The organism is Nesterenkonia sp. DZ6 (assembly GCF_022565835.1).
Taxonomy (GTDB): domain Bacteria; phylum Actinomycetota; class Actinomycetes; order Actinomycetales; family Micrococcaceae; genus Nesterenkonia.
The window spans coordinates 187114-210440 of record NZ_JAJOYW010000004.1 but is presented as its reverse complement, the minus strand read 5'-3'; the positions used below and the strand labels follow the sequence as shown (position 1 = coordinate 210440).

The 23327-nt window shown below is 68.1% G+C and carries 21 protein-coding genes; 7 read left to right on the top strand and 14 right to left on the bottom strand.

Going from position 1 to position 23327, the window contains the following annotated elements; translation table 11 throughout:
* The first annotated feature begins 136 nt into the window (after nucleotides 1-136).
* From aceE to fabF, 6 genes are all read left to right on the top strand, one after another.
* On the top strand, nucleotides 137-2878 hold the full coding sequence (gene aceE / locus LTH93_RS11270) for a pyruvate dehydrogenase (acetyl-transferring), homodimeric type (RefSeq protein WP_241471003.1): 2742 nt from the start codon (nucleotides 137-139) through the stop codon (nucleotides 2876-2878).
* A gap of 252 nt (nucleotides 2879-3130) precedes the next feature.
* Nucleotides 3131-4306 (top strand): PucR family transcriptional regulator, encoded by a 1176-nt coding sequence (locus LTH93_RS11265; RefSeq protein WP_241471002.1) that lies wholly within the window; start codon nucleotides 3131-3133, stop codon nucleotides 4304-4306.
* A 125-nt stretch (nucleotides 4307-4431) separates the two neighbouring features.
* A complete protein-coding gene (locus LTH93_RS11260) occupies nucleotides 4432-5355 on the top strand; it encodes an ACP S-malonyltransferase (protein ID WP_241464913.1) in 924 nt (307 codons plus the stop codon).
* Between the two features lie 144 nt (nucleotides 5356-5499).
* Nucleotides 5500-6504 (top strand): beta-ketoacyl-ACP synthase III, encoded by a 1005-nt coding sequence (locus tag LTH93_RS11255; protein ID WP_241465100.1) that lies wholly within the window; start codon nucleotides 5500-5502, stop codon nucleotides 6502-6504.
* Between the two features lie 84 nt (nucleotides 6505-6588).
* Entirely contained in the window at nucleotides 6589-6834 is a 246-nt protein-coding gene (locus tag LTH93_RS11250) for an acyl carrier protein (protein WP_241464914.1), read from the top strand.
* Between the two features lie 94 nt (nucleotides 6835-6928).
* On the top strand, nucleotides 6929-8188 hold the full coding sequence (gene fabF / locus LTH93_RS11245; protein WP_241464915.1) for a beta-ketoacyl-ACP synthase II: 1260 nt from the start codon (nucleotides 6929-6931) through the stop codon (nucleotides 8186-8188).
* A gap of 235 nt (nucleotides 8189-8423) precedes the next feature.
* Here fabF and LTH93_RS11240 read toward each other — a convergent pair whose 3' ends face one another.
* The 14 genes from LTH93_RS11240 to ffh all read right to left on the bottom strand — a co-directional run bounded on the left by LTH93_RS11240 (nucleotide 8424) and on the right by ffh (nucleotide 20374).
* Nucleotides 8424-8930 (bottom strand): DUF3145 domain-containing protein, encoded by a 507-nt coding sequence (locus LTH93_RS11240; RefSeq protein ID WP_241464916.1) that lies wholly within the window; start codon nucleotides 8928-8930, stop codon nucleotides 8424-8426.
* 147 nt (nucleotides 8931-9077) lie between these two features.
* Nucleotides 9078-10055, bottom strand: coding sequence for a tyrosine recombinase XerC (locus LTH93_RS13340; RefSeq protein ID WP_274615890.1), 978 nt, complete (start codon nucleotides 10053-10055; stop codon nucleotides 9078-9080).
* A gap of 48 nt (nucleotides 10056-10103) precedes the next feature.
* The gene (locus tag LTH93_RS11225) at nucleotides 10104-11507 is read right to left on the bottom strand and encodes a DNA-processing protein DprA (RefSeq protein ID WP_241471001.1); all 1404 of its coding nucleotides are present in this window, start codon (nucleotides 11505-11507) and stop codon (nucleotides 10104-10106) included.
* 14 nt (nucleotides 11508-11521) lie between these two features.
* A complete protein-coding gene (locus LTH93_RS11220; RefSeq protein WP_241471000.1) occupies nucleotides 11522-13159 on the bottom strand; it encodes a YifB family Mg chelatase-like AAA ATPase in 1638 nt (545 codons plus the stop codon).
* Nucleotides 13159-13539: a YraN family protein gene (locus LTH93_RS11215; protein ID WP_241464919.1), complete on the bottom strand. Its 381-nt coding sequence runs from the start codon at nucleotides 13537-13539 to the stop codon at nucleotides 13159-13161. The genes LTH93_RS11220 and LTH93_RS11215 overlap by 1 nt, the downstream gene beginning before the upstream one ends.
* A 181-nt stretch (nucleotides 13540-13720) precedes the next feature.
* Nucleotides 13721-14389, bottom strand: a complete 669-nt coding sequence (locus LTH93_RS11210; protein WP_241464920.1) for a ribonuclease HII — start codon at nucleotides 14387-14389, stop codon at nucleotides 13721-13723.
* 49 nt (nucleotides 14390-14438) lie between these two features.
* Nucleotides 14439-15089, bottom strand: a complete 651-nt coding sequence (gene lepB / locus LTH93_RS11205) for a signal peptidase I (protein ID WP_241470999.1) — start codon at nucleotides 15087-15089, stop codon at nucleotides 14439-14441.
* 70 nt (nucleotides 15090-15159) lie between these two features.
* Nucleotides 15160-15786: a signal peptidase I gene (gene lepB, locus LTH93_RS11200; RefSeq protein ID WP_241464922.1), complete on the bottom strand. Its 627-nt coding sequence runs from the start codon at nucleotides 15784-15786 to the stop codon at nucleotides 15160-15162.
* A 143-nt stretch (nucleotides 15787-15929) separates the two neighbouring features.
* Entirely contained in the window at nucleotides 15930-16325 is a 396-nt protein-coding gene (rplS, locus tag LTH93_RS11195; RefSeq protein WP_241464923.1) for a 50S ribosomal protein L19, read from the bottom strand.
* Between the two features lie 206 nt (nucleotides 16326-16531).
* On the bottom strand, nucleotides 16532-17266 hold the full coding sequence (trmD, locus tag LTH93_RS11190; protein ID WP_241470998.1) for a tRNA (guanosine(37)-N1)-methyltransferase TrmD: 735 nt from the start codon (nucleotides 17264-17266) through the stop codon (nucleotides 16532-16534).
* Nucleotides 17267-17280: 14 nt separating this feature from the next.
* Nucleotides 17281-17865, bottom strand: coding sequence for a ribosome maturation factor RimM (gene rimM, locus LTH93_RS11185; protein WP_241470997.1), 585 nt, complete (start codon nucleotides 17863-17865; stop codon nucleotides 17281-17283).
* Between the two features lie 19 nt (nucleotides 17866-17884).
* A complete protein-coding gene (locus LTH93_RS11180; protein WP_036476533.1) occupies nucleotides 17885-18127 on the bottom strand; it encodes an RNA-binding protein in 243 nt (80 codons plus the stop codon).
* A gap of 17 nt (nucleotides 18128-18144) precedes the next feature.
* A complete protein-coding gene (rpsP, locus tag LTH93_RS11175; protein ID WP_241464926.1) occupies nucleotides 18145-18552 on the bottom strand; it encodes a 30S ribosomal protein S16 in 408 nt (135 codons plus the stop codon).
* Between the two features lie 217 nt (nucleotides 18553-18769).
* On the bottom strand, nucleotides 18770-20374 hold the full coding sequence (gene ffh / locus LTH93_RS11170) for a signal recognition particle protein (RefSeq protein WP_241464927.1): 1605 nt from the start codon (nucleotides 20372-20374) through the stop codon (nucleotides 18770-18772).
* Nucleotides 20375-20471: 97 nt separating this feature from the next.
* On the opposite strand from ffh, the gene LTH93_RS13525 reads away from it, so the two are divergent.
* Nucleotides 20472-23318, top strand: coding sequence for a glycosyltransferase family 2 protein (locus LTH93_RS13525; protein ID WP_241470996.1), 2847 nt, complete (start codon nucleotides 20472-20474; stop codon nucleotides 23316-23318).
* The last annotated feature ends 9 nt before the right edge of the window (nucleotides 23319-23327 follow it).

The following is a 23327-nucleotide window of genomic DNA, read 5'->3' as shown; positions in this document are numbered from 1 at the left end:
ACCACCCGAGCGGGTAGAGTTGAGCTGAAATTCGGCCGCCGAACAACCGGTGGCAGATGACCTCGTGGGTCCCGCCCGTGGAACATCCCCGTCCATGGACCGCGTACCCAGACCCTTACCCCTTGAGAGGTGACCCGTGAGCGCTGGTGAAGAGAACTCCCATATCCGCAGCGGACTGACGAACCAACTCCCGGACCTCGATCCGGAAGAGACCCAGGAATGGCTGGAGTCTTTCGACCAGCTCGTGGAGTTCCACGGCACCGAGCGCGCGGAATACATCATCCGCTCCCTGCTGCAGCGAGCCGGCGCGAAGTCCATCGAAGTCCCGATGGTCACCACCACCGACTACGTGAACACGATCCCGGTGGACCAGGAACCTGACTTTCCCGGCGACGAGGAGATGGAGCGCCGCGTGCGCCGCATCCTGCGCTGGAACGCCGCGGTCATGGTGCACCGCGCCCAGCGCGGCGACATCTCCGTGGGCGGGCACATCTCTTCCTACGCCGGCGTGGCCACCCTCTACGAGGTGGGCCTGAACCACTTCTTCCGCGGTGCCGACCACCCGGGCGGCGGCGACCAGATCTTCTTCCAGGGCCACTCCTCCCCCGGCAACTACGCCCGCGCCTACCTCGAGGGTCGCCTCACCGAGGCGCAGCTCGACGGTTTCCGCCAGGAGCACTCCAAGGCCCCAGACGGCCTGAGCTCCTACCCGCATCCGCGGCTGATGCCCGAGTTCTGGCAGTTCCCGACCGTGTCCATGGGCATCGGTCCGATGAACGCCATCTACCAGGCGCAGTTCAACCGCTACCTGCACAACCGCGGCATCAAGGACACCTCGGAGCAGCAGGTCTGGGCGTTCCTCGGCGACGGCGAGATGGATGAGCCCGAGTCCCGCGGTCTGCTCCAGCTCGCGGCGAACGAGAAGCTCGACAACCTGAACTTCGTGGTCAACTGCAACCTGCAGCGCCTCGACGGCCCGGTGCGCGGCAACGGCAAGATCGTCCAGGAGCTGGAGGCCTTCTTCCGCGGCGCCGGCTGGAACGTCATCAAGGTCCTCTGGGGCCGCGAATGGGACGAGCTGCTGGACAAGGACGACGACGGCGAGCTCGTCCGGGTCATGAACGAGACCCTCGACGGTGACTACCAGACCTACAAGGCCGAGTCCGGGTCCTTCGTCCGCGAGCACTTCTTCGGCCGCTCCGCCAAGACGAAGGAACTCGTCGCGGACATGTCCGACGACGACATCTGGAACCTCAAGCGCGGCGGACACGACTACAAGAAGGTCTACTCCGCGTACAAGGCCGCCGCTGAATCCACCGGCAAGCCCACGGTGGTCCTGGCCCAGACGGTCAAGGGCTACGGCCTGGGGCCGAGCTTCGAGGGGCGCAACGCGACCCACCAGATGAAGAAGCTCACCGTCGATGACCTCAAACGCTTCCGCGACACCCTGCGGATCCCGGTCAGCGATGAGCAGATCGAAGAAGACCCGTACAACGTGCCGTACTACCACCCCGGCAAGGACTCCGAGGAGGTCAAGTACACGCTTGAGCGCCGTACCCGTCTCGGCGGGTCCGTGCCCGAGCGTCGGGTCGCCGGTGAGGGGCTGATCCTGCCCGAGGCCAAGACCTACGCGCAGGCCAAGAAGGGCTCGGGCAAGCAGAAGGCCGCCACGACCATGGCGCTGGTCCGGCTGCTCAAGGACCTGATGCGGGACAAGAACATCGGTCACCGGATCGTGCCGATCATCCCGGATGAGGCGCGCACCTTCGGGATGGACTCGTTCTTCCCCACCGCGAAGATCTACAACCCCAAGGGGCAGAACTACATCTCCGTGGACCGCGAGCTGATGCTCGCGTACAAGGAGTCCCCGCAGGGCCAGATGATCCACCCCGGCATCAACGAGGCAGGTGCGACCGCGGCCTTCACCGCCGCCGGCACCTCCTACGCCACCCACGGCGAGACGATGATCCCGTTCTACATCTTCTATTCGATGTTCGGTTTCCAGCGCACCGGCGACTCCTTCTGGGCCGCCGCCGACCAGCTGGCCCGCGGCTTCATCATCGGCGCCACGGCCGGGCGCACCACGCTGGCCGGTGAGGGCCTGCAGCACCTCGACGGTCACTCCCCGCTGCTCGCGGCGACGAACCCCGCGGTGAAGCACTTCGATCCGGCCTTCGGCTACGAGATCGCCCACATCATGGAGAACGGCCTCTTCGAGATGTACGGGGATCACGACGGCGACCACAACGTGATGTATTACCTCACGGTGTACAACGAGCCCGTCCAGCACCTTCCCGAGCCCGAGGGCCTGGACATCGAAGGCGTCAAGCGCGGCATCTACAAGCTCTCCAGCTCCGAGCAGGACGGCCCCAAGGCCCAGCTCCTGGCCTCCGGCGTCGGTGTGCCGTGGGCCAAGGAGGCCGCGGAGATACTCGCCGACGAGTGGGGCGTCTCCGCCGATGTCTGGTCGGTGACCTCTTGGAACGAGCTGCGCCGCCAGGCTCTGCACGTGGAGCAGTCGGCGATGCTGGACCCCGAGCGCGAGCCCGAGGTTCCCTTCGTGACCCAGCAGATGGAAGGAGCCGAGGGTCCGATCATCGCGACCACCGACTTCGCCACGCAGGTTCCGGATCAGATCCGCCAGTTCCTGCCGAACCGCTTCGCGACCCTGGGCGCTGACAACTTCGGCTTCTCGGACACACGCGCGGCGGCTCGCCGGCACTTCAAGATCGACGCCCACTCGATGGTGGTGCGCGCTCTGCAGATGCTCGCCGACGACGGCGCGGTCGACGCCTCGGCTCCGGTCGAGGCGATGAAGAAATACGATCTCGGCAACGTCAAGGCCGGCACGTCCGGCGAGGCGGGCGGCGACGCCTGATTCCTCGGCTGGCCCCTCCTGACGGGCCAGCACGAAGAGCGCCCAGCGGGGCCCGGAGCATCAGCTCCGGGCCCCGCTGGGTCCCCACCTGCGCATCTGTCGCATCGCTGTGCGACAGAACGGCTGGGGTGCCCGCGGAACGATCGGATTGCCCGCGGAGCAGCTGGCACGCGGCGGGGTTGACCGCGGCAGAGGGGTTTGTAGGGATCACACAACTGGCGGGGGAACCTCACACGGCCTAGGCTCCTGAGCATGACTGCATCTGCTCCGACGACGCCTGGGCCCGTACCGGTCTCCTGGGAGGCCCTGGAGGTGCTCCGCTCCGACGCGGGCAACCTCACCAACGAGGTCAACTGCTACCTGGAGGAGACCCTCACCTGGTACCGACACCTGAGCACCGATGAGCGGGCCTCGCTGCGCCTGATCGCTCAGCGCGGCATCGGGGGCCTGATCACCTGGCTGGAGAACCCCACCTCGCGTTCGCTCCCGCTGGTCAACGAGCTGCTCGGCAACGCCCCCACCGACCTGATGCGAACGATCTCGCTGCAGCGCGCGCTGCAGCTGATCCGCAGCATCGTCGAAGCGGTGGAACAGCGCCTGCCCGGTCTGGTGCCGCAGCAGGACCAGCAGCTGATGCTTGAAGCAGTGCTGCGCTACTCCCGCGAGGTCGCCTTCGCGATCGCTGACGTCTACGCCCGCGCGGCGGAGTCCCGCGGCGCGTGGGACTCGCGCCTGGAGGCCCTGCTCGTGGATGCGGTGCTGCGCGGAGAGCCCGCCGAACAGATCGCCTCCCGCGCCGCGGCCGTCGGGTGGCGCAGCCACGAGGGAGTGGTGGTCGTCGTCGGTGAGGCCCCGGAGCAGGCCGATGCGGTCTTCATGTCCCAGCTGCGACGGCAATGCATCCGCTTCTCCTCCGATGCGGTGGTGGGGGTCCATGGCGACCGGCTGATCCTGCTGCTGGGCCGGGTCACCGGCCTCGCCGAAGGACTCGAGCGGATCCTCCCCCGCTTCGGTCCGGGCCAGGTGGTCTTCTCCAGCTTCGATGGTTCGATCAGCCAGGCGCACCGCAGCGCGCAGTCGGCCTTCACCGGATTCACCGCGGTCGGGGCCTGGACCTCCGCGCCGCGCCCGGTGGCCGCCGAGGACCTGCTCCCGGAACGTGCACTATGTGGAGACGAGACCGCGAAGACTGTGCTCAGGAGCAGCATCTTCGAGGTGCTCAGGGCCGCCGGCAACGGGCTGCTCGAGACCGTCACCGCCTACCTCGAGGCCGGTCACTCGCTCGAGGCCACGGCCCGCGAGCTCTTCGTACACACCAACACTGTGCGCTATCGGCTGCGCCGCGTCACGGACATCACCGGCTGGGACCCCGTCTCCCCGCGCGACGCGTACGTTCTGCAGACCGCGCTGGCAGTCGGCCGTCTCTGACCGGGCCCCGTGGCTGACCTCGCACCGTCATCGAATCTGCGTTGTAGGGTACCTACAAAGGCCACGGTGGAGCTTGGTGAGCGCATGACCCCTGAAAACCATCCGCGATATGGGAAGTTGGACTTGTGCTTGCCATAGTTTGCCCCGGACAGGGCTCCCAGACCCAAGGCTTCCTCTCGGAGTGGATCAGCGACGACGCCTCCCGCGCCACGCTCGACGCCTACTCCCAGCACTCCGGCACCGACCTGCTCACCCACGGGACGGTCTCCGATGCCGAGACGATCCGGGACACCGCGGTCGCCCAGCCGCTCATCGTGGCCGCCTCCCTGCTCAGCGCCTCAGCGCTGGATCTCACCGGGGCGAATCCCGAGCGGGTCCTCTACGCCGGGCACTCCGTGGGCGAGATCCCCGCCGCCGTCCTGGCCGGGGTGCTCACGCCGCAGCAGGCGTTGGCGTTCATCCGCGTGCGGGCCACCTCGATGGCCGCCGCAGCCGCAGCGGTGCCCACCTCGATGGCCGCCGTCGTCGGCGGTGTCGAGGACGAGGTCCGCCAGGTGATCGCCGACGCCGGACTGACCCCCGCAAACGCCAACGGGCCGGGCCAGATCGTGGCGGCCGGGGAGCTGGACAAGCTCGCCGCGCTGGAGGCCAGCCCTCCCACCCGGGCCCGGGTCATCCCGCTGACGGTCGCCGGAGCATTCCACACGGAGTTCATGGACTCGGCCAAGCAGGCCCTGGCCGCCGCCGCCGCCAGCTTCGAGGTGGCCGACCCGCGACACCGGCTGATCTCCAATCGCGACGGCGCCTACGTCTCCACCGGCGCTGACGTCCTGGCGCGCCTCGTGGACCAGGTGACCCGTCCGGTCCGCTGGGACCTCTGCATGGAGACCATGGCGCAGGCCGAGGTCACCGGCGTGCTGGAGCTGCTGCCCGGCGGCACGCTGACCGGGTTGGCCAAGCGCGGACTCAAGGGCGTGAAGTCGCTGGCCATCAAGACCCCCGCGGACATCGACGCCGCCCAGGAATTCATCGCCGAGCATGCGGGTTGAGCCGAGAGGCCCGATGTTGGTGGCCTCAGACATCTTCTGTGCCGGCAGCACTGCCGCACAGCTACCCCACAATGATCCACGAAGGACGTTCCTGACGTGACTGTCGCATTGAACCAGCCCACCGCCCTGGCGGGCACCCGTGTCATGGGCCTGGGTGCCTACCGTCCTGAGCTCGTGATCGACAACGAGCAGATCTGCCAGTGGATCGACTCCTCCGATGAGTGGATCCAGCAGCGCACCGGCATCAAGACCCGCCACCGCGCCCCGCGCGACGTCTCTGTGGTCGACATGGCCGAAGGCGCCGCCCGCGAGGCGCTGGAGCATGCCGGGATCTCAGGCGACCAGCTCGGCGGGGTCATCGTCGCCACCGTCACGCATCCCTTCGCCACACCCTCCGCCGCGGCGGACCTGGCGCACCGCCTCGGCGCGACTCCGGCGGCGGCCTTCGACATCTCGGCGGCCTGTGCCGGCTACTGCTATGGGATCGGTCAGGCCGACGCCATGGTCCGCTCCGGGCTCTCGCCCTACGTCCTGGTGGTCGGGGTCGAGAAGCTCTCCGACTTCATCGACAACCACGAGCGCACCATCTCCTTCCTCCTCGGCGACGGTGCCGGAGCCGCGATCATCGGCCCCTCCGAGGTGCCCGGCATCTCGCCTTCGATCCTCGGCTCCAACGGCGAGAAGTGGGAGGCAGTGGCCATGGACAGCACGATGCTGAACTTCCGCGACGCCCTCGCCCGAGCTCGCGAGACCCAGGACGCCGCCGAGCTCCTCGATGCGGAGAACCGGTACTGGCCCACGCTGCGCCAGGACGGTCCCACCGTGTTCCGCTGGGCCGTCTGGGAGATGGCGAAGGTGGCCCAGCAGGCGCTGGACGCCGCCGGGATCACCGCCGATGACCTCGTGGCCTTCGTCCCGCATCAGGCGAACATGCGCATCATCGACGAGATGGTCAAACAGTTGAAGCTTCCTGAGCACGTGATGGTCGGACGGGACATCGTGGACGCGGGAAACACCTCCGCAGCCTCGATCCCGCTGGCCATGCATCGCCTGCTCAAGGAGAACCCAGAACTCTCCGGCGGTCTCGCTCTGCAGATCGGATTCGGAGCCGGACTGGTCTACGGCACGCAGGTCATCCGACTGCCGTAGCCCCGGGCCCGGGGCTGCCACGCAGGCCCGGGACAGATTCACCACGAACCCGAAAGAACCACCCAAAGAAAAGGAGTCGCCGATATGGCTGACAAGAACGAGATCCTCGCAGGCCTGGCAGAGATCGTGAACGAGGAGACCGGCCTGGAGGTCGAAGAGGTCAAGTCGGACAAGTCCTTCACCGAGGACCTGGACATCGACTCGATCTCGATGATGACCATCGTGGTCAACGCCGAAGAGAAGTTCGACGTGAAGATCCCCGATGAAGAGGTGAAGAACCTGGCCACCGTCGGTGACGCCGTGGACTTCATCGCCAACGCCCAGGGCTGATCCAGCCTCGCATCGGACGGGAGGGCTGCGGCGCAGCGCCGGGCCCTCCCCTCCTCTCCCCCACCTGCAGTCCCACTCTCATTGAGGTAGATCCATGACACGTCGTCTTGTCATCACCGGTCTCGGCGCCACGACCCCCATCGGCGGCGACGTGGACACGCTCTGGACCAACGCGCTGGCCGGCACGCCGGGAGCCAAGACCCTGGAGCACGACTGGGTCGAGAAGTACGAGCTTCCGGTGACCTTCGCCGCCGAGGTCTCGGTCGAGCCTGCAGAGGTGCTGGCCCGCCCGGAGACCCGCCGAATGGACCGCTCCACCCAGCTGGGCATGGTCGCCGCCCGGCAGGCCTGGGACGACGCCGGACTCAGCCGCCCCGGTGATGAGGGCTATGACCTGGATCCCGAGCGGGTCGCGGTGTCCTTCGCCACCGGCATCGGTGGAGTCTGGACGCTGCTCGACAGCTGGGACACGCTGCGTGAACGTGGACCGCGCCGGGTCATGCCGATGACCGTGCCGATGCTGATGCCCAATGGCGCCGCCGGGGCGATCAGCCTCGATCTCGGCGCCCAGGGCGGCGCCCGCACCGCCGTCTCGGCCTGCGCCTCCGGTGTCGAGGCACTGGATGTGGCCTTGGAGATGCTGCGCAAGGGTGACGCCGACGTCGTCCTCGCCGGAGGCACCGAGGCTGCCATCCACCCGCTGCCCATGGCGGCGTTCAGCTCGCTGCAGGCGCTGTCCAAGCGCAACGAGGATCCCGCCGCGGCGTCCCGACCCTATGACCGCGACCGCGACGGCTTCGTCATGGGCGAGGGCGCTGGAGCCCTTGTGGTCGAGACCGAGGAGCACGCCAAGGCCCGCGGCGCCACGATCTACGCGGAGCTCGCTGGTTCTGGGATCACCTCAGACGCCCACCACATCACGGCCCCGGATCCTGAAGCGCTGGGAGCCTCCCGCGCGCTGCGCCGAGCCCTGGAATCCGCCGGCGCGGAGCTGGGCGACGTGACCCACGTCAATGCTCACGCCACGTCCACGCCGGTCGGAGACAAGCCAGAGTACGCGGCACTGAGATCGGTGTTCGGGGATCACCTCGAGAACGTCTGCATCTCCGCCACCAAGTCCCAGACCGGGCACCTGCTCGGCGCCGCCGGCGCCGTGGAGTCGGTGCTGACCGTGAAGGCGTTGCATGAACGCCGCGCACCGGTCACGATCAACCTTGACCACCAGGACCCGGAGATGCCGCTCGACGTGGTCACCGGCTCGCCCCGGGACCTCGGCGACAAGCAGCAGGTGGCGCTGTGCAACTCCTTCGGCTTCGGCGGACACAACGCCGTGGCGGCCTTCCGCACCTACTGAGCCCTTCTGCCCGGGCAGGCCCGTGGCATGAGCACGCGAGAAGACCCCCGGCCAGGATCCTCAGGGATTTCGGCCGGGGGTCTTCTCTGCTTCATGTGGAAGCTGCCGCGCTGGGAAGCGATGGCCCGCTGGGGGGCTCTGTGCGGCAAGCCTGTAGTTGTGCACGTCGACCAGACGCTGCTGGGCTGCGCAGCTGCGGGACGGCGGTGGAGGGCGCCGCCCGGTCAGCCTCGGGTCAGCTGACCACCTGGTGAAGCCAGTGGACCGGTGCACCCTCTGCCGCGTGGCGGAAGGACTCTAGCTCCTCGTCCCAGGCCTCACCCAGGGCAAGCGAAAGCTCCTGGTAGACCACCGAGGGGTCACCGGCGCCCATCTCGTAGGCGTAGCGGATCCGATCCTCGGACACGACGATGTTGCCGTGCACGTCGGTGGTGGCATGGAAGATGCCCAGCTCGGGCGTATGGGACCAGCGTCCGCCGTCGCAGCCCGGCGATGGGTCCTCGGTCACTTCGAAGCGCAGATGACTCACGGCGCGCAGCGCTGAGGCCAGGGTGGCGCCCAGTCCGGCTGGACCCTCCCAGGAGAGCTCCGCCCGAAAGTCTCCGGGCGCGGCAGGCTGCGGGTGCCACGTGAAGTCCACTCGCGAGTCGACCGCCGAGGACACCGCCCATTCAACATGCGGGCAGAGCGCGGCGGGCGCCGAATGGATGTGAAGCACACCTCGGGCCGTATTTTTCGACATATCCATCCTCCACTGTGCTGTTGGTACGTCTTCCCCTACGACCAGACAGCAGCCAGGTGGCTGATGGTTTCGATGCTCTGCCAAGGTTAACACCTAGCGCGTCGAGCAACACTACTGATGTTAACAGATCCAGGTCAGATCACTTTCTCAGGCACGAGGATGAGCCTGGCCATAGGCGTCGCGAAGCCTGTCGATGGTGACGTGGGTGTAGAGCTGGGTGGTGCTCAAGGAGGCGTGTCCCAGCAGCTCCTGGACCGTGCGCAGATCAGCGCCCCCTTCCAGCAGGTGGGTGGCCGCCGTATGCCGCAGCGCATGGGGCCCTCGGGCGGCAGTGGTCCCGAGCCGGGCCAGAGCATCGTCGACGACGCGGCGCACCGTTCGCACGTCTATGCGGCCCCCGCGGCGACCCAGGAAGCAGGCGTTCGCCGAGGCCGGTGTGGCCAGCTCAGACCGTCCGTGGTCGAGCCAGCTTCGCAGCGCGGTCTCCGCCGGCACGCCGTATGGGACGATCCGTTCCTTGTTGCCCTTGCCGAGCAGCCGGACCATGCGCCGACCGGTCTCGAAGGAGGCGAGGTCCAGGCCGCTGAGCTCGGAGACGCGCATCCCGGTGGCGTAGAGCAGCTCCACCATCGCGGCGTCGCGCAGGCTCAGCGCATGAGCGATCGCATCCAGTTCCGCGGCCTGGCCGGCCTGCTGCGCCGCATCCGCGAGGTGACTGGTCAGTTCTTCGACGTGCTGATGCTGCAGCACATCGGGCAGGTGGCTGCTTCGACGGGCGGTCCGCAGACGGACGGAGGGGTCTTCTCGCAGGTGACCCCGGCGGTGCGCCCAGGCGGTGAAGGCCCGCACCGAGGCCGTCTTGCGGTTGAGGGTGTTCCGCGAGAGCCCCGCCTCGTGCAGCTCCCCCAGCCAGCTCCGGATCCCGGCCAGGCTGATCTCCTGCAGATCTCCGCGCCGCTGGGCGAGCTGACGCAGATCGCTGCGGTACGCCCGGATCGTCTGGGCCGAGAGCCCTCGTTCGTGTCTGAGGTGATCGATGAACGCCGTGATCAGCTCGGGGTCGACCGGAGCTTCGGTGTCTGATGGTCGATCGGTGTCTCGTGGTCGATCCTGCGCGGAGGCCATGGCGGAAGTCTACGACTGGACGCGCTGGGTCAGGGTTCTCCGCGCCGGTCATGCTCGGCCCCAGTGCCCGTTGACGGTCCTTGCGTGGCCGGAGCGCTGCAGCCGGGTCAGCTCGGCGAGCACCGTGGGCAGCGGGAGCCCCGCGACGGATGAGAGCTTGCCCGGGGCGCTCAATCCACGCCTGGGCAGCGCGTCGAGGAGCAGGCGCTGGGCCTCATCGAGTCCATCCTGCGGGTGATCCCGCCCCGCTGGTCCGGGAAGCTCCTGTTGGACGGTGTGTCGGGACGGTGGAGCCTGGCGCCCGGTCCTGTGGACGATGGCATGGCATGGAACGTCGGAGTCGCCCGCCGGCATTGGTCCGTAGGTTCCGCCGCCGGTGACGAGGGTCAGAACGTCGGTGGCGTCGCGCACCAGCTGTGCCGGGGTCTCCCGCAGCAGTCGGTGACACCCCGCCGAGGAGGCGGAGAAGACGCTTCCGGGCACCACCCCCACCTCCCGGCCAAGCGTGAGCGCATGGTGGGCGGTGGACTGAGCTCCGCTGCGCCATCGCGCCTCCGTGATGACCGTGACCATGCCCAGCGCTGCGATGAGCCGGTTTCGCTGCAGGAACCGGTGCCGAGTGGGCGCCGATCCAGGCGCCATCTCGCTGAGCAGCAACCCGGTCACCGCCACCTCCTGAAGCAGACTTTCGTTGCCAGCCGGGTAGAACCGGTCCAGGCCCCCGGCCAAGACCGCCAGTGTCGGCGCAGGCTGGGTTCCGCTCCAGGTGCCGGAAGCGGCGCTGGCCGCCGATCCCGGCCCCGGGCGCGAGCCTGAGACCGGCGCTGAAGCCGCGCGCAGAGCGGCCCTGTGCGCGGCGGCATCAACGCCGTAGGCGCCGCCAGAGACCACGCAGAGCCCGGTCTGCACCAGATCCTGGGTGAGTTCCGCGGTGATCCGGATGCCGTAGTCGGTGACTTCCCGGGATCCCACGATCGCCACGGCCCGGGTCGGCTCCGGGAGTCGACCCAGCGACTGGGACGCGATCTCCTCCGCGCCGCCCCGGAACCAGAGCGCCACGGGGGCAAGCGGGCCCAGGTCACGCAGCTGCGCAGGCCAGGTGGGATCCTCAGGGATCAGCAGGCCCCCGCCGAGCCTGCTCATCGTGGCGAGATCGGCAGCTCCGTGCAGCTGCCCGCAGCGGGTGCGCCATCGCTCGAGCCCGACGCGCAGGTCCTGCTGCCGAGGTCCGAGCCCCGCCGATTCGGCGGCCTGCGCCAGAGCATGACGCTCCGCCGCGGACGGGGGATGCTCAGAGGTGATCAGCGCGTGGAGGTGCTGGGCCCTGAAGGTCTCCAGAGCGAGCCCGGCGAGCAGGTCTCCGGGTTCGATCAGCCGGGACAGCTCTGCCCGGATGATCCGTTCTTTCCGGGAAGCAGCCCTCGGTTCGCCGGGGGCGGGATCTCGTTCCATAGGTCCTCCTGGGTTCAGGTCTTGTGAGACCGCTGCCGCAGCTGCAGGGCAGCGTCGACCTCATCGGCCCCCGGTCGGTCGTTGTGCATGAGGTCGGCGATGGTCCAGGCCAGTCGCAGGACGCGAAGATATCCCCGCAGCGAGATCGCGGCCCGGTCCAGCGCGGCGTCGATGTGCCGGGTGGCACCGGCGGGCAGCCGCAGATCTCCGGTCAGCAGCTGCATAGGGGCCTGGGAGTTGGTGCGCAGGCCCCACAGGCGGAGGCGCTCGCGCTGTGCGCCTCGAGCGTCCAGGACTCGGGCGCGGACGACCGCGGAGCTCTCCCCCGGCGGTCCCAGTGCGTCGGCCGCTGATCGCGGCCGGTCGACCTGAATCTGCAGGTCGATCCGATCCAGGAGCGGACCGGAGAGGCGCGCCATGTAGTTGCGGCGCTGAGCCACCGAACACCGGCAGCCTGTCCCGGCACCGACGTTGAGCCCGCACGGGCAGGGATTGGCCGCGAGGACCAGCTGAAAACGGGCCGGGTAGGTCACGCTGCCGGCGGAGCGGTGAAGTGAGATCCTTCCGGTCTCCAAGGGCTGGCGCAGGGCGTCCAGCGCGTGGCGCGGAAATTCGGGGGCCTCATCGAGGAACAGCACTCCCCGGTGTGCGCGAGTGACGGCACCGGGCCGCGCGATCCGCGCTCCGCCACCGACGATGGCTGCCATCGAGGCACTGTGGTGTGGGGCCTGGAACGGCGGTGTGCGTCGCAGCCTGGTCACGGTGCGGGGTTCTGCCGAGATCGACTCGATCGCGGTGGCTTCCATCGCCGCCTGATCATCCAGCGGCGGCAGTATGCCGGACATCCGCTCGGCCAGCATGGTCTTGCCGGCACCGGGAGCGCCGATGAGCAGAAGGTGGTGGCCGCCGGCGGCCGCTAGTTCCAGAGCGAACCGGGCCTCCTGCTGACCCCGGACCTCTGCCAGGTCAGGCACAGGGTCGCAGGAGAGCGGCCTGCCGTCGTCGACCTCGCCACGGAGATCAGCAGAACAGACCTGCGGCGACCGGGCCGGCTGCGAAGGGTCCACCAGAGCAGGCGCCTCCCGAGAACGGTCTGCGGACCACCGTTCGAGCCCGGGAGCATCGCGCACCAGTGGTTCGAGCGCGGCGGAGGCGAAAGAAGCCGCCGCCTGCCGAACATGAGACCCGGCAAGGACCTCCATCCCGGGCACCAGGGCGGCCTCCTGAGCGTTCTCCTGGGCGACCACCACAGTCTGCGCGCCGGCAGCCTGTGCTGCCGCCACCGCGGGCAGCACACCGCGGACCGGTCGCAGCCGCCCGTCGAGACCCAGCTCCGCCAGGAAGACGACCTCGGACGTGCGGTGTACCCTCCCGTCTGCAGCCCAGGCGCTGATAAGGATGGCGAGGTCGAGCACCGAGCCGGATTTGGGCAGCGAGGCCGGAAGCAGGTTGACGGTGAGCCGGCGGGCGGGCAGATCGATCCCGGTGTTCTTCGCCGCCGATCGGATCCGATCCTGGCTCTCACGCATCGAAGCGTCCGGCAGGCCCAGCAGGATGAACCCCGGAAGCGCCCGCCCGATATCGGCCTCCACCTCGATCAGATGCCCATCCATGCCGAAGAGCACCACCCCGCGGGCCCGACCCATGCTCATCAGCTCACGTCCTTGAGGTGCTCCAGCCGATGGATCAGATGCTCCTCGGCGTGCGCCGCAGCCGCTCCGCTGAGCAGCACCGCGACGACGTCCACGCGTCGCGGAACCTGGAGGCACTGCTGGCCGACGCAGTATTCGAGCAGCAGCCGGTGCAGCCGCGCGAGCTTGCGCCCGTTGACCGCTTCGAAGGGGTGCCCGTATCCGATGCCCCGTCGGGTCTTGACCTCCACGGCGACCAGGTGGGCCCCGTCCCTGGTGATCAGGTCCAGCTCACCGTGCGCGCCGCGCCAGCGCCGCTCCAGGATCTGATGTCCCTGTCGGCCCAGATAGTCGGCCGCGATCTGTTCCCCGACCATGCCGGTGACGTCCTTGGCTCGCATTCGCGCTCCTCTCTCACAGGCACCAGCATCCGGCACAGCGGGACAGCAGAGGGACTGCCCCCGGGCTCTGTGGAGGACGCACGCGGACCGAGTGGGCAGGCGGCTCCTGGGGAAGACTCGGGAAGCCGTGGAAGTCAGAGTGACTTCAACGGTGCGGTCGGACTCGGGTCAGACGGTGCGGTCAGACCCCGAGGTTCCAGCTGAGCCGGTGCTGAGCGGTGGCCCCGAGCTCGAGCAGCGCATTCCGGTGACCCTGAGAGCCATACCCGCGGTTGGAGTCCCAGCCGTATCCGGGATGCTCCGCGGCGAGCTCCTCCATCAGACGGTCGCGTTCGAGCTTCGCCAGCACCGAGGCGCAGGCCACCGTCAGTGCCTTGATATCGGCCTTGACCATGGTCTGCACGCGGGGCGAGGCGCCATGGGTCAGCCAGTCATGGGCGCCGTCCAGGATGACGGCGTCCAGCGGCCGACCGAGCTTGACCTCGACCGCGTTGAGCCCGGCGAGCCCGGCGGCCCGCAGCGCCCCGTTGATGCCCAGGGCGTCGATCTCCCGCGGCGCCCGGTGCTGGACGCTGTAGGCGGCGGCGTGTTCGCAGATGTGTGGATGCCAGCGCTGCCGGGCCTTGGCACTGAGCAGCTTGGAGTCGCGCACGCCGTCGAGCTGGGTACAGATCCCGCTCGTCGTCGGCGTCTGGGCGAAGACCGGGGCCTGAAGATCGAAGACCACCACTCCGATGCTGACCGGGCCCGCCAGGGCGCCGCGGCCGACCTCGTCGATCCCAGCGATGTAGCGGACGTCGCGTCCGGCGGCGATTCCCAGCTCGGGCAGCAGCGTGGCGTTCTCGGGCATCAGCGCAGCCCTCGCATGAGACGCGTGGCGCGGCGCCGGGACCAGACGCTCAAGGCTCCGGGACCGCCTCGAAGGGGTCACGCTCGGTTCCGCCGTCGCCGAAGTGGTCAAACGGCCAGATCACGACCGAGGACCGACCGATGACGTCTTCGATCGGCACCGCACCCATGTCGGGCTCATCCACGTGGGAGCGCGAGTCCGCGGAGTTCCCGCGGTGATCCCCGAGCAGCCAGACGCTGTCTTCGGCAACGGTCACCGCGAACTCACCCTCGCTGGGGACGTCGCCGGGGAAGATATAGGGCTCGTCGATGGGTTCGCCGTTGACCATGATCCGACCCTGATCGTCACAGCACTCCACCTCGTCACCGCCGAGGCCCACGATCCGCTTCACCACGAAGTGCGAGGAGGTGTCCGGCATCAGACCGACGAAGATCATCGCGTCCTGGAAGGCGTTCGTGGGCACCTGGCTCCCGGCGCCCCACCACTGGCGGGTGTCTTCGAAGACCACGACGTCGCCGCGCTCGACCTCCATGAGGTCTGGGGCGAGCAGGTTCACGATGATCCGGTCATCGACCTCCAGGGTGGGCTCCATCGACTCAGAGGGGATGTAGAAGGCCCGGAAGAAGAAGGTCTTGACGACGAAGGAGATGACCAGCGCGAAGACCAGGATCGTGGCGATCTCGATCAGGAATCCGACCACCGGGTGCCGCGCCGAGCGGGCCCGACGACGGCGTTCTCTGCGGCTCTCCGGCGATGGAGACGGAGGCCCGTCACTGGTGCTGATGAAGTGCCTCCGGAAGCTCTCGTCGTTCATTCCAGGGCCAGAAGACGCCGGTGACGCGGCCGAGGATGCGGTCTTCGCTGATCATACCCCCGCCGGGTGCGCCCAGCAGCGCCCGCGAATCCAGGGACTGCTCGCGGTTGTCCCCCATGACCCAGAGTCGGCCCGGCGGAACCTCAGCCTCGAAGCTCAGCTCTGAGGCAGGAGCCTGCGCGGTGACGTCTCGGCCCAGATAGGGCTCCTCCACGGGTTCCCCGTTGACGGTGAGCTGCCCGGAGTCCGCGCAGCACGCGACGATGTCTCCGCCGGTGCCGAGCACGCGTTTGACGTAGGTCGCAGGAGGTGTCGCGATTCCGAACCAGTGACCGACCCTCGCTCCGAGCTGCTCGAGGGTCGAACCCCCTCCCACGTAGGGGGTGAAGGAGCCTTCTCCGTCGAAGACGATCACATCTCCGCGCCGGACGCCCTGGTCCTCGGGATAAGCCTTCTCCACCAGGATCCGCTCGGAGTCAGCCAGAGTGGGCGCCATAGAGACCTGGGAGACGGTGTAGACGTCCACGACGAACAGGCGCAGCCCGGTGGCCAGCAGCACCGCGATGACGGCGGTCGCGAGCACCGCGATCCAGAGCCGGAAGCGGCGAGGACGCGTCAGACGCCGAGAACCCCGAGTCGCCGAGTCAGACTCGGGCGGCTCAGGGTTCTCTGCGCTGTTCATAAGACGTACGAGCTCTCAGCGATGAGCCGAGGCCGATCCGCGGATCAGGCCTCGGTGACCTCTTCGACCTTCTCGCCCTGCTGGCGAGCAATGGTGGACTCACGCTTCTCCTTGATGCGTGCAGCCTTGCCATGGCGATCGCGCATGTAGTACAGCTTGGCGCGGCGGACGTCACCGCGGGCCAGGACCTCGATCTTCTCGGTCACCGGGGAGTGGACCGGGAAGGTGCGCTCCACGCCGACGCCGAAGGACACCTTGCGGACCGTGAAGGTCTCGCCGATGCCGTGGCCCTGGCGGCCGAGGACGTAACCCTTGAAGACCTGAACACGAGTGTTCTTGCCCTCAACGATGTTGACGTGCACGTTGACGGTGTCACCGGGGCCGAACTCCGGGATGTCGGTGCGCAGGCTGGCTGAATCAACGAAATCAAGCTTATGCATATGCTTCTCCTTGGACGACTGCCACAGGTCACTCGCCCGGGTTGCGACCTCTTGCGGACGGCGCACAAGGCGCCGATCACGCCGGAATCCGGCGCAGGTCAAAGCGTAAGGATCCGGATCGGGATGATTTCCCTCTCCGGCGGCCTGTCTGTTGACGGTCATCCCCTATGGCAGATGGAGCCGCCCAGCAGGCACGGTGGCCAATTCTATGTCAGATTCCGCTCCTGCGCGACCACGTGCTTGGCCCACAGATCGGGGCGCAGCTTCCGGGTGCGGATGTCCTGCTGCGCCGCGCGCCAGGCGCCGATCTTCGCGTGGTCACCGGAGAGCAGGATCTCGGGCACATCGAGGCCGCGCCAGCGCGCAGGCTTGGTGTAGACCGGATACTCCAGCAGGCCGTCGGCATGGGACTCCTCCGCCAGCGACTCCGGGTTGCCGAGCACCCCGGGGATCAGCCTGGTGATGGCTTCGACCATGACGACGACGGCGGACTCCCCGCCGTTGAGCACATAGTCCCCGATGGACATGGGGCGCACCTGGAAATGCTCCGGCGCCCAGTCGAGCAGCCGCTGATCGATGCCCTCGAAGCGTCCGGGGGCGAAGACGAGATGCTCGGCCTGGGCCAGCTCTTGAGCGGTCCGCTGAGTGAGCACCTCCCCCGCAGGGGTGGGAATGATCAGGATCGGGGGATCATCCGATGCCGGGGTCTCCCGCTGGGTGAGCACGTGCTCCAGCGCCAGCGCCCACGGCTCGGGCTTCATCACCATCCCGGCGCCGCCGCCGGTGGGGGTGTCATCGACGCTGCGGTGCTTGTCGAAGCTGAAGTCGCGCAGCTGGTGCCGGTGCAGGGTGAGCAGTCCCTCGCGCTGGGCCTTCCCGATCAGGGAGAGGTCAAGGACGTCGAAGAACTCAGGGAAGATCGAGATGAGGTCGATCCGCATGGCGCGCTCCTCGCTCAGAAGAGGCCGGGCGGCGGGGTCAGCACGATGCGCTGATTCTCCGCATCCACCTCGGGCACGAGCTCTTCGACGAAGGGGACCATCACGTCCTCGCCGGAGACGGCCGTGACCACGAGCAGATCCTGCGCCGAACCGGTGATCAGCTCCTTGAGCGTGCCCAGGCGCTGACCCTGTAGGTCCACGCAGGCGAATCCGGCGAGTTCGTGGCTGTACCAGCCGTCCTCGTCGGAGTCTTCCTCCATCGGCACCTCGACGTAGAGGGTGGAGCCGCGCAGGGCTTCGGCGCTGTCACGGTCAGTGATCTCGCGGAAGCTCAGCAGCGCGATGCTCTTGTTCCAGCGCTGCCGGGTCACAGTGAGCAGCGTGGTGATCCGGTCGACGGTCTGATCGCCGGCGATCCGGATGATCACCGAACCGGGAGCGAGTCGCTGCTCCGGGTCATCGGTGAAGAGTTGGGCTGTGACCTCGCCACGGATGCCGTGGGGTTTGCCGATACGAGCGACCCGCAGGCGCTCTGCCGAATCTGGCAGTGCCTGCGGGTCGGTCTCATATGCTTCCTGGCCTTGCATGCCAGCAATCATGGTGCAGTCCTCATATCCGTCAGCGGCTGCGGTCGGTGTCGACCACGTCGACGCGGACATCGCCCCCACCGGGGAGGGCGGAGACCACAGTGCGCAGTGCCTTGGCGGTGCGCCCGGCCCGACCGATCACTCGACCGAGATCATCCGGATGAACTCGCACCTGGAGGACGTCGTAGCGACGCCCGCCCTTACGGCGGACATCGACGTCATCGGGTGCGTCCACGATTCCGCGGACCAGGTGTTCGAGCGCGTCACTCAGCACTGCATCAGCTCCCATGATTACTCTGCATTCTCCTGCGAAGCAGACTCAGCTGCCTCGTCGGCAGGAGCCGGAGCCTTGGTCTTCTTCTCCTGGATGACTGAGCCCTTGCTGGGAGCGACGAACTCCTCCTTCGGGGCCTTGGTCCGCAGAGTGCCTTCGGAGCCTTCGAGGCCCTTGAACTTCTGCCAGTCACCGGTGACCTTCAGCAGTGCATTGACCTGCTCGGTGGGCTGTGCGCCCACGGAGAGCCAGTACTGAGCGCGCTCGGAATCGATCTCGATCAGCGAGGGCTCCTGCGTCGGGTCGTATTTGCCGATCTGCTCGATGGCGACGCCGTCACGCTTGGTGCGGGAGTCGGCGACGACAACACGGTAGAACGGTGCACGGATCTTGCCCATGCGCTTCAGACGAATTTTAACTGCCACTTGAGTGGTCCACTCCTGTTTCTTGTTTCAGGGGCGCGGTCAGGCAACGGATTGCGTGGGGACGTGCTGCACAATCGAGGCGACCACTTCAGAACATTGTCCCTACGGCGGGTTTAGAGGGTGCCCTCCGTCGAACAAAGTACCTGCCTATTGTGCCAGAGATCGGCCGAACACGCGATCTGAGACCCGGTCAGCCCTGCTCAGCGCAGGCCGAGACTCAGCGCAGGTACTTCTCGAATCCCTTGGGGAGGTTCAGGTCCTCGGGCTTGAGATCCTTCGTGCCTGCGCCGAAGCTGGAGCCGTCCATCCGCTTGGCGGCACCCTGGGTGCGCTTGAGCTCAGCCTCGCGGGCCTCCTGGGCGGCCTTGGCCGGGTTGCCGGACTTCTTCTTGGGCTTGGGCTGGGGCTTGCGCTTCTTCGAGGCGCCTCCTCCGGCACCCATGCCGGGCATCCCGCCCATCCCCGGCATCCCGCCTCCGCCGGGCATCGAGGGCATGCCCCCGCCGCCGGCCATCTTCTTCATCATCTTCTGTGCCTGGGTGAAGCGCTCCAGAAGCTGGTTGACCTCGGAGACGTGGACGCCGGAGCCCTTGGCGATGCGGGCCCGGCGGGAGCCGTTGATGACCTTGGGGACGTTGCGCTCATAGGGGGTCATCGAATAGATGATCGCCTCGACCCGGCCGATGGAGGACTCGTCGAACTGGTCCAGCTGCTGCCGCATCCCCTGCGCGCCGGGCATCATGCCCAGCAGCTTCTTCATCGAGCCCATCTTCTTGAGCTGCTGCATCTGACCGAGGAAGTCGTCGAGGGTGAAGTCCTCCTGGTCGGCGAACTTCCTGGCCATCTTCTCGGCCTCGCCGCGGTCCCAGTTGGCCTCGGCCTGCTCGACCAGGGAGAGGATGTCACCCATGTCCAGGATCCGACGAGCCATCCGGTCCGGGTGGAAGACCTCGAAGTCTTTCAGCCCTTCACCGGTGGAGGCGTACATGACGGGCTTGCCGGTGACCGAGGCGACCGAGAGCGCGGCACCGCCGCGGGCATCGCCGTCGAGCTTGGTGAGCACCACGCCGGTGAAGTTCACGCCCTCGTTGAAGGCCTGCGCGGTGGTGACCGCGTCCTGACCGATCATCGCGTCGATCACGAAGAGCGTCTCGTGCGCGCCGACGGCGGCCTTGATGTCAGCGGCCTGACGCATCAGCTCGGCGTCGACGCCGAGGCGCCCGGCGGTGTCGATGATGATGACGTCGTGGAGTTTGCTGCGGGCCTCGGCGAGACCATCGGTGGCCACCTTGACCGGGTCACCGGTGGTGGACTCGAATTCCGAGGACACGCCGGGGTGCGGAGCGTAGACGGGAACACCGGCGCGCTTTCCGCCGACCTGCAGCTGGGTGACCGCGTTGGGCCGCTGAAGGTCACAGGCCACCAGCATCGGGGTGTGGCCCTGGTTCTTCAGATGGTGCGCCAGCTTCCCGGCGAGCGTGGTCTTGCCCGCACCCTGGAGGCCGGCGAGCATGATCACCGTCGGCGGGTTCTTGGCGAAGGCCAGTTCACGGGTCTGCCCGCCGAGGATCCCGACGAGCTCCTCGTTGACGATCTTCACGATCTGCTGACCCGGGTTCAACGCCTGTGCGACCTCGGACCCGAGGGCGCGCGCCTTGACCTTGGCGATGAACTCGCGGACCACCGGCACGGCGACGTCGGCGTCGAGCAGCGCCCGGCGGATCTCCCGCGCGGTGCCGTCGATGTCGGCCTCGGAGAGCCTCCCCTTGCCGCGGAGGTTCTTGAAGGTGGCGCTCAGGCGATCGGAGAGGGAGTTGAACACGTCTGGGATGTCCCTTGGGTCGTTGGTGGTGGCTGCGCGTCGCGGAGCAGAGTGCGTCCACCGCGCAGTGGATGTACCGAGGCTCTAGAGTATCAATGTGCGATGGATAGACCTTCACCCCAGTGACACCACCTCCCAGACCTCCACCGTCGCGGAGCGGGTATCTGCCACCGACGCTGATGTCCTCAGTGCGGCCCGGGCGGCGCACCACACCGCCCTGGAGGCCGCCGAGCAGGCGCACCGGGCCGCGGCCGGCGCCTGGTCAGGTCCGACGCAGAAATCGGTGGCGACCAGCCTGTACGCCCATCACGCATCGTTGCACCTCGAGCGCGCCGAAGCACTCGCCGAGGCCGCGTCGGCCTCCGCCGTCCCACCGGCGGACGGCCTGGTCGCAGACCCCCCGGAGACGCCCGCCGCGCAGTGGGCACAGGCCTTGGGCGACGCCGCGCAGCTGCCCTCCCCCGAGGCAGGCGTCTCCCGACCACGCCTGGGACTGCGCGTCGGCCTGGTCGCCGGGCCACGGCTGCGTCTGGGCTTCTTCGGCCTGGCCGAGCTGCGCGATCTCACCGCCGAGGACTGGCAGACCCAGCTGGAGCACCTCGACCTCCTCATGATCGGCTCAGAGACCGAGGAATCCCCCGAATTCCTGCTGGAGACCCTGATCCCTGCGGCGCGCGCCCGCGGGCTGCCCGTCGTGCTGGTGGTGACGTCTGGACCCGCGCTGGGATCGTCCCTGTCGATCGCGGAGCGCTGCACCCAGATCTTCGCCACGGACCCCGAGGCCGCCGCCGTGCTGCGCAGCCGCTGCCCCGAACACGTCGAAGTGGAGGTCATCCCACACCCGGTGAGCCCGCTGCTGCACACCCCGGTGGGAACCCGCCCCGCGCGGACCCCGCTGATCGCGCTGCTGGGAATGGAACAGCGGCACCCCGCCCCGCATCTCGAAGAACCACAGTTCATCCCACCGCTGGTGGACGGGGTGCTGGGAGCCGGTCGGACGGCCGCGCTTCTTCCTCCGGAGCCGCGCCCCCACCACTGGTCCATCCCCGCCGACTACGCCCCGTGGACGCTGACCCGCGCCGAGGCCGCTCTTGTCGGGTCAGCCCGCGAGACGGCCCAGGTCCAACGTGCGATGGACGTCGGGCTGGCCGTCAACGCGGTGATGGACTCCCAGGCCGTGTTCGATCCGCAGATCCTGCAGCTTCAGGCCAGCGGCACCATGGTCCTGGCCACCTATAACCAGGGCGTGAACTCCTACTACCCGCAGGTCCACATCGCGAACTCCGCAGAGGACGTCGCCAAGACCCTCGAGACGATGACCTTGGACGAGCTGCGCCGGGTCCAGGCCGACGGGATCAGGACGATCTTCACCGCTCATCACGGCACCGACGTGCTGACCCGGATCGCCCGCGCCGCCGGCCTTGAGATCCCGGCACACCAGGACCGCGTCCTGGTGGTCGCCGATGAGCTCACCGAAGATCTCCGTGCCGACATCGCCTCCCAGACGCACCCGGCCGTGGAGATCACCACCTGGGCGGAGCTTGCCGCGTCCCGGACCGACGATGCGGAAGATCTCCCCGACATCAGCCGCTTCGAGATCCTGGTGCCGATGAGCTGCGCCCGGCGCTACAGCCCGGAGTACCTGGCGGATCACGTCGCCGCGTTCCGCTACCAGGCCGCCGCGGTGACCACGAAGCTCGACGGTGACGCCGACTCCACCGACGACGCCGCCCACCAGCGCCGGGCCGGCGTCGCCGACCTGGGCCTCTCCGCCTGGTGGCGGCCCGCGCCGGAGGCCCTGGACTCCCCCGACGCCCTCCTCGAGACCCTCGAGGCCGGTGCTGGCGCCACGGACTCCACCATGCCGGTCTACGCCCTCGACCACCTCGGGCACCGCCCAGCCGGTGCCCGCCGGGAGATCGATCGTGAGCAGGGCACGGATATGGCGCAGGCCAGAGAGGAGTTCCGCCGCACCGCCGAGGAGCTGGGACTCGAGCTCGCCGTCGTCGTGCCGATCTACAACAACGGCGACCACCTGCGGCACAAGGCCTTCGCCTCGCTGCGCCGATCCGGGATCTTCGAGAAGATGCACATCCTGCTGATCAATGACGGCTCCACCGACGCCTCCACCGTCGACACCATCGAGGAGCTCGCCCACGTCTGGCCCAACGTCTCGGCATTCCATCACGCCCGGGGCGGATCGGGGTCTGCCTCCCGCCCGCGCAACACCGGGCTCGCATTGAGCTTCACCGAGTTCGTCACCTACCTGGACCCCGATGACGAGGAGCTCGAGGATGGCTACTGGGAGCTGCTGGAGCGGCTGCGCGAGGCACCGGAGGCCGACTACGCGCTCGGGACCATGGCCGTCTGGACGCGGAAGTACGGAGTCCATGACTACCACCAGTGGTTCCAGGCCGGCGTCGAGCACCGCGACGGCCTGCACTGGCCGACGGCCGACTCCCTGGTCACGCTGAACTTCCGACCGGCGTCGATCGAGGCCATGGTGGCGCGCACCGCATGGCTCCAACGCCTCGGACTGGTGCAGCCCGTGGGCGCAGTGGGGCAGGACAGCTACTTCTTCCAGCAGCTGTTCTTCCACACCCGGGCCTATGTTCCGGTGTATCGACCGGTGTATACCTACTACGGTGCGGTGGAGACCTCCATCGTCAACGTGATCTCCCCGAACTACTTCCGGAAGTACCTGATCCTGGAGCAGGATCGTGCCGCCTGGCTGCGCGAGGTGGGCCTGTTCGAGGTCTACCTCGAGCAGCGCTTCGAATCGTTCTTCGTGTCCTGGTACCTGCAGAAGTACAAGCGGGTGCTGCCTCACGATCGCGACGAGGCGGCCGGGGTGCTCCGCGAGCTCATCGCCGCCTACGGTGATGTGCGCTGGAGAGATCCGCGCGGACTTGAGTTCTTCCGCAGTCCCGAGGGGCGGCCGTGATGACGGAAT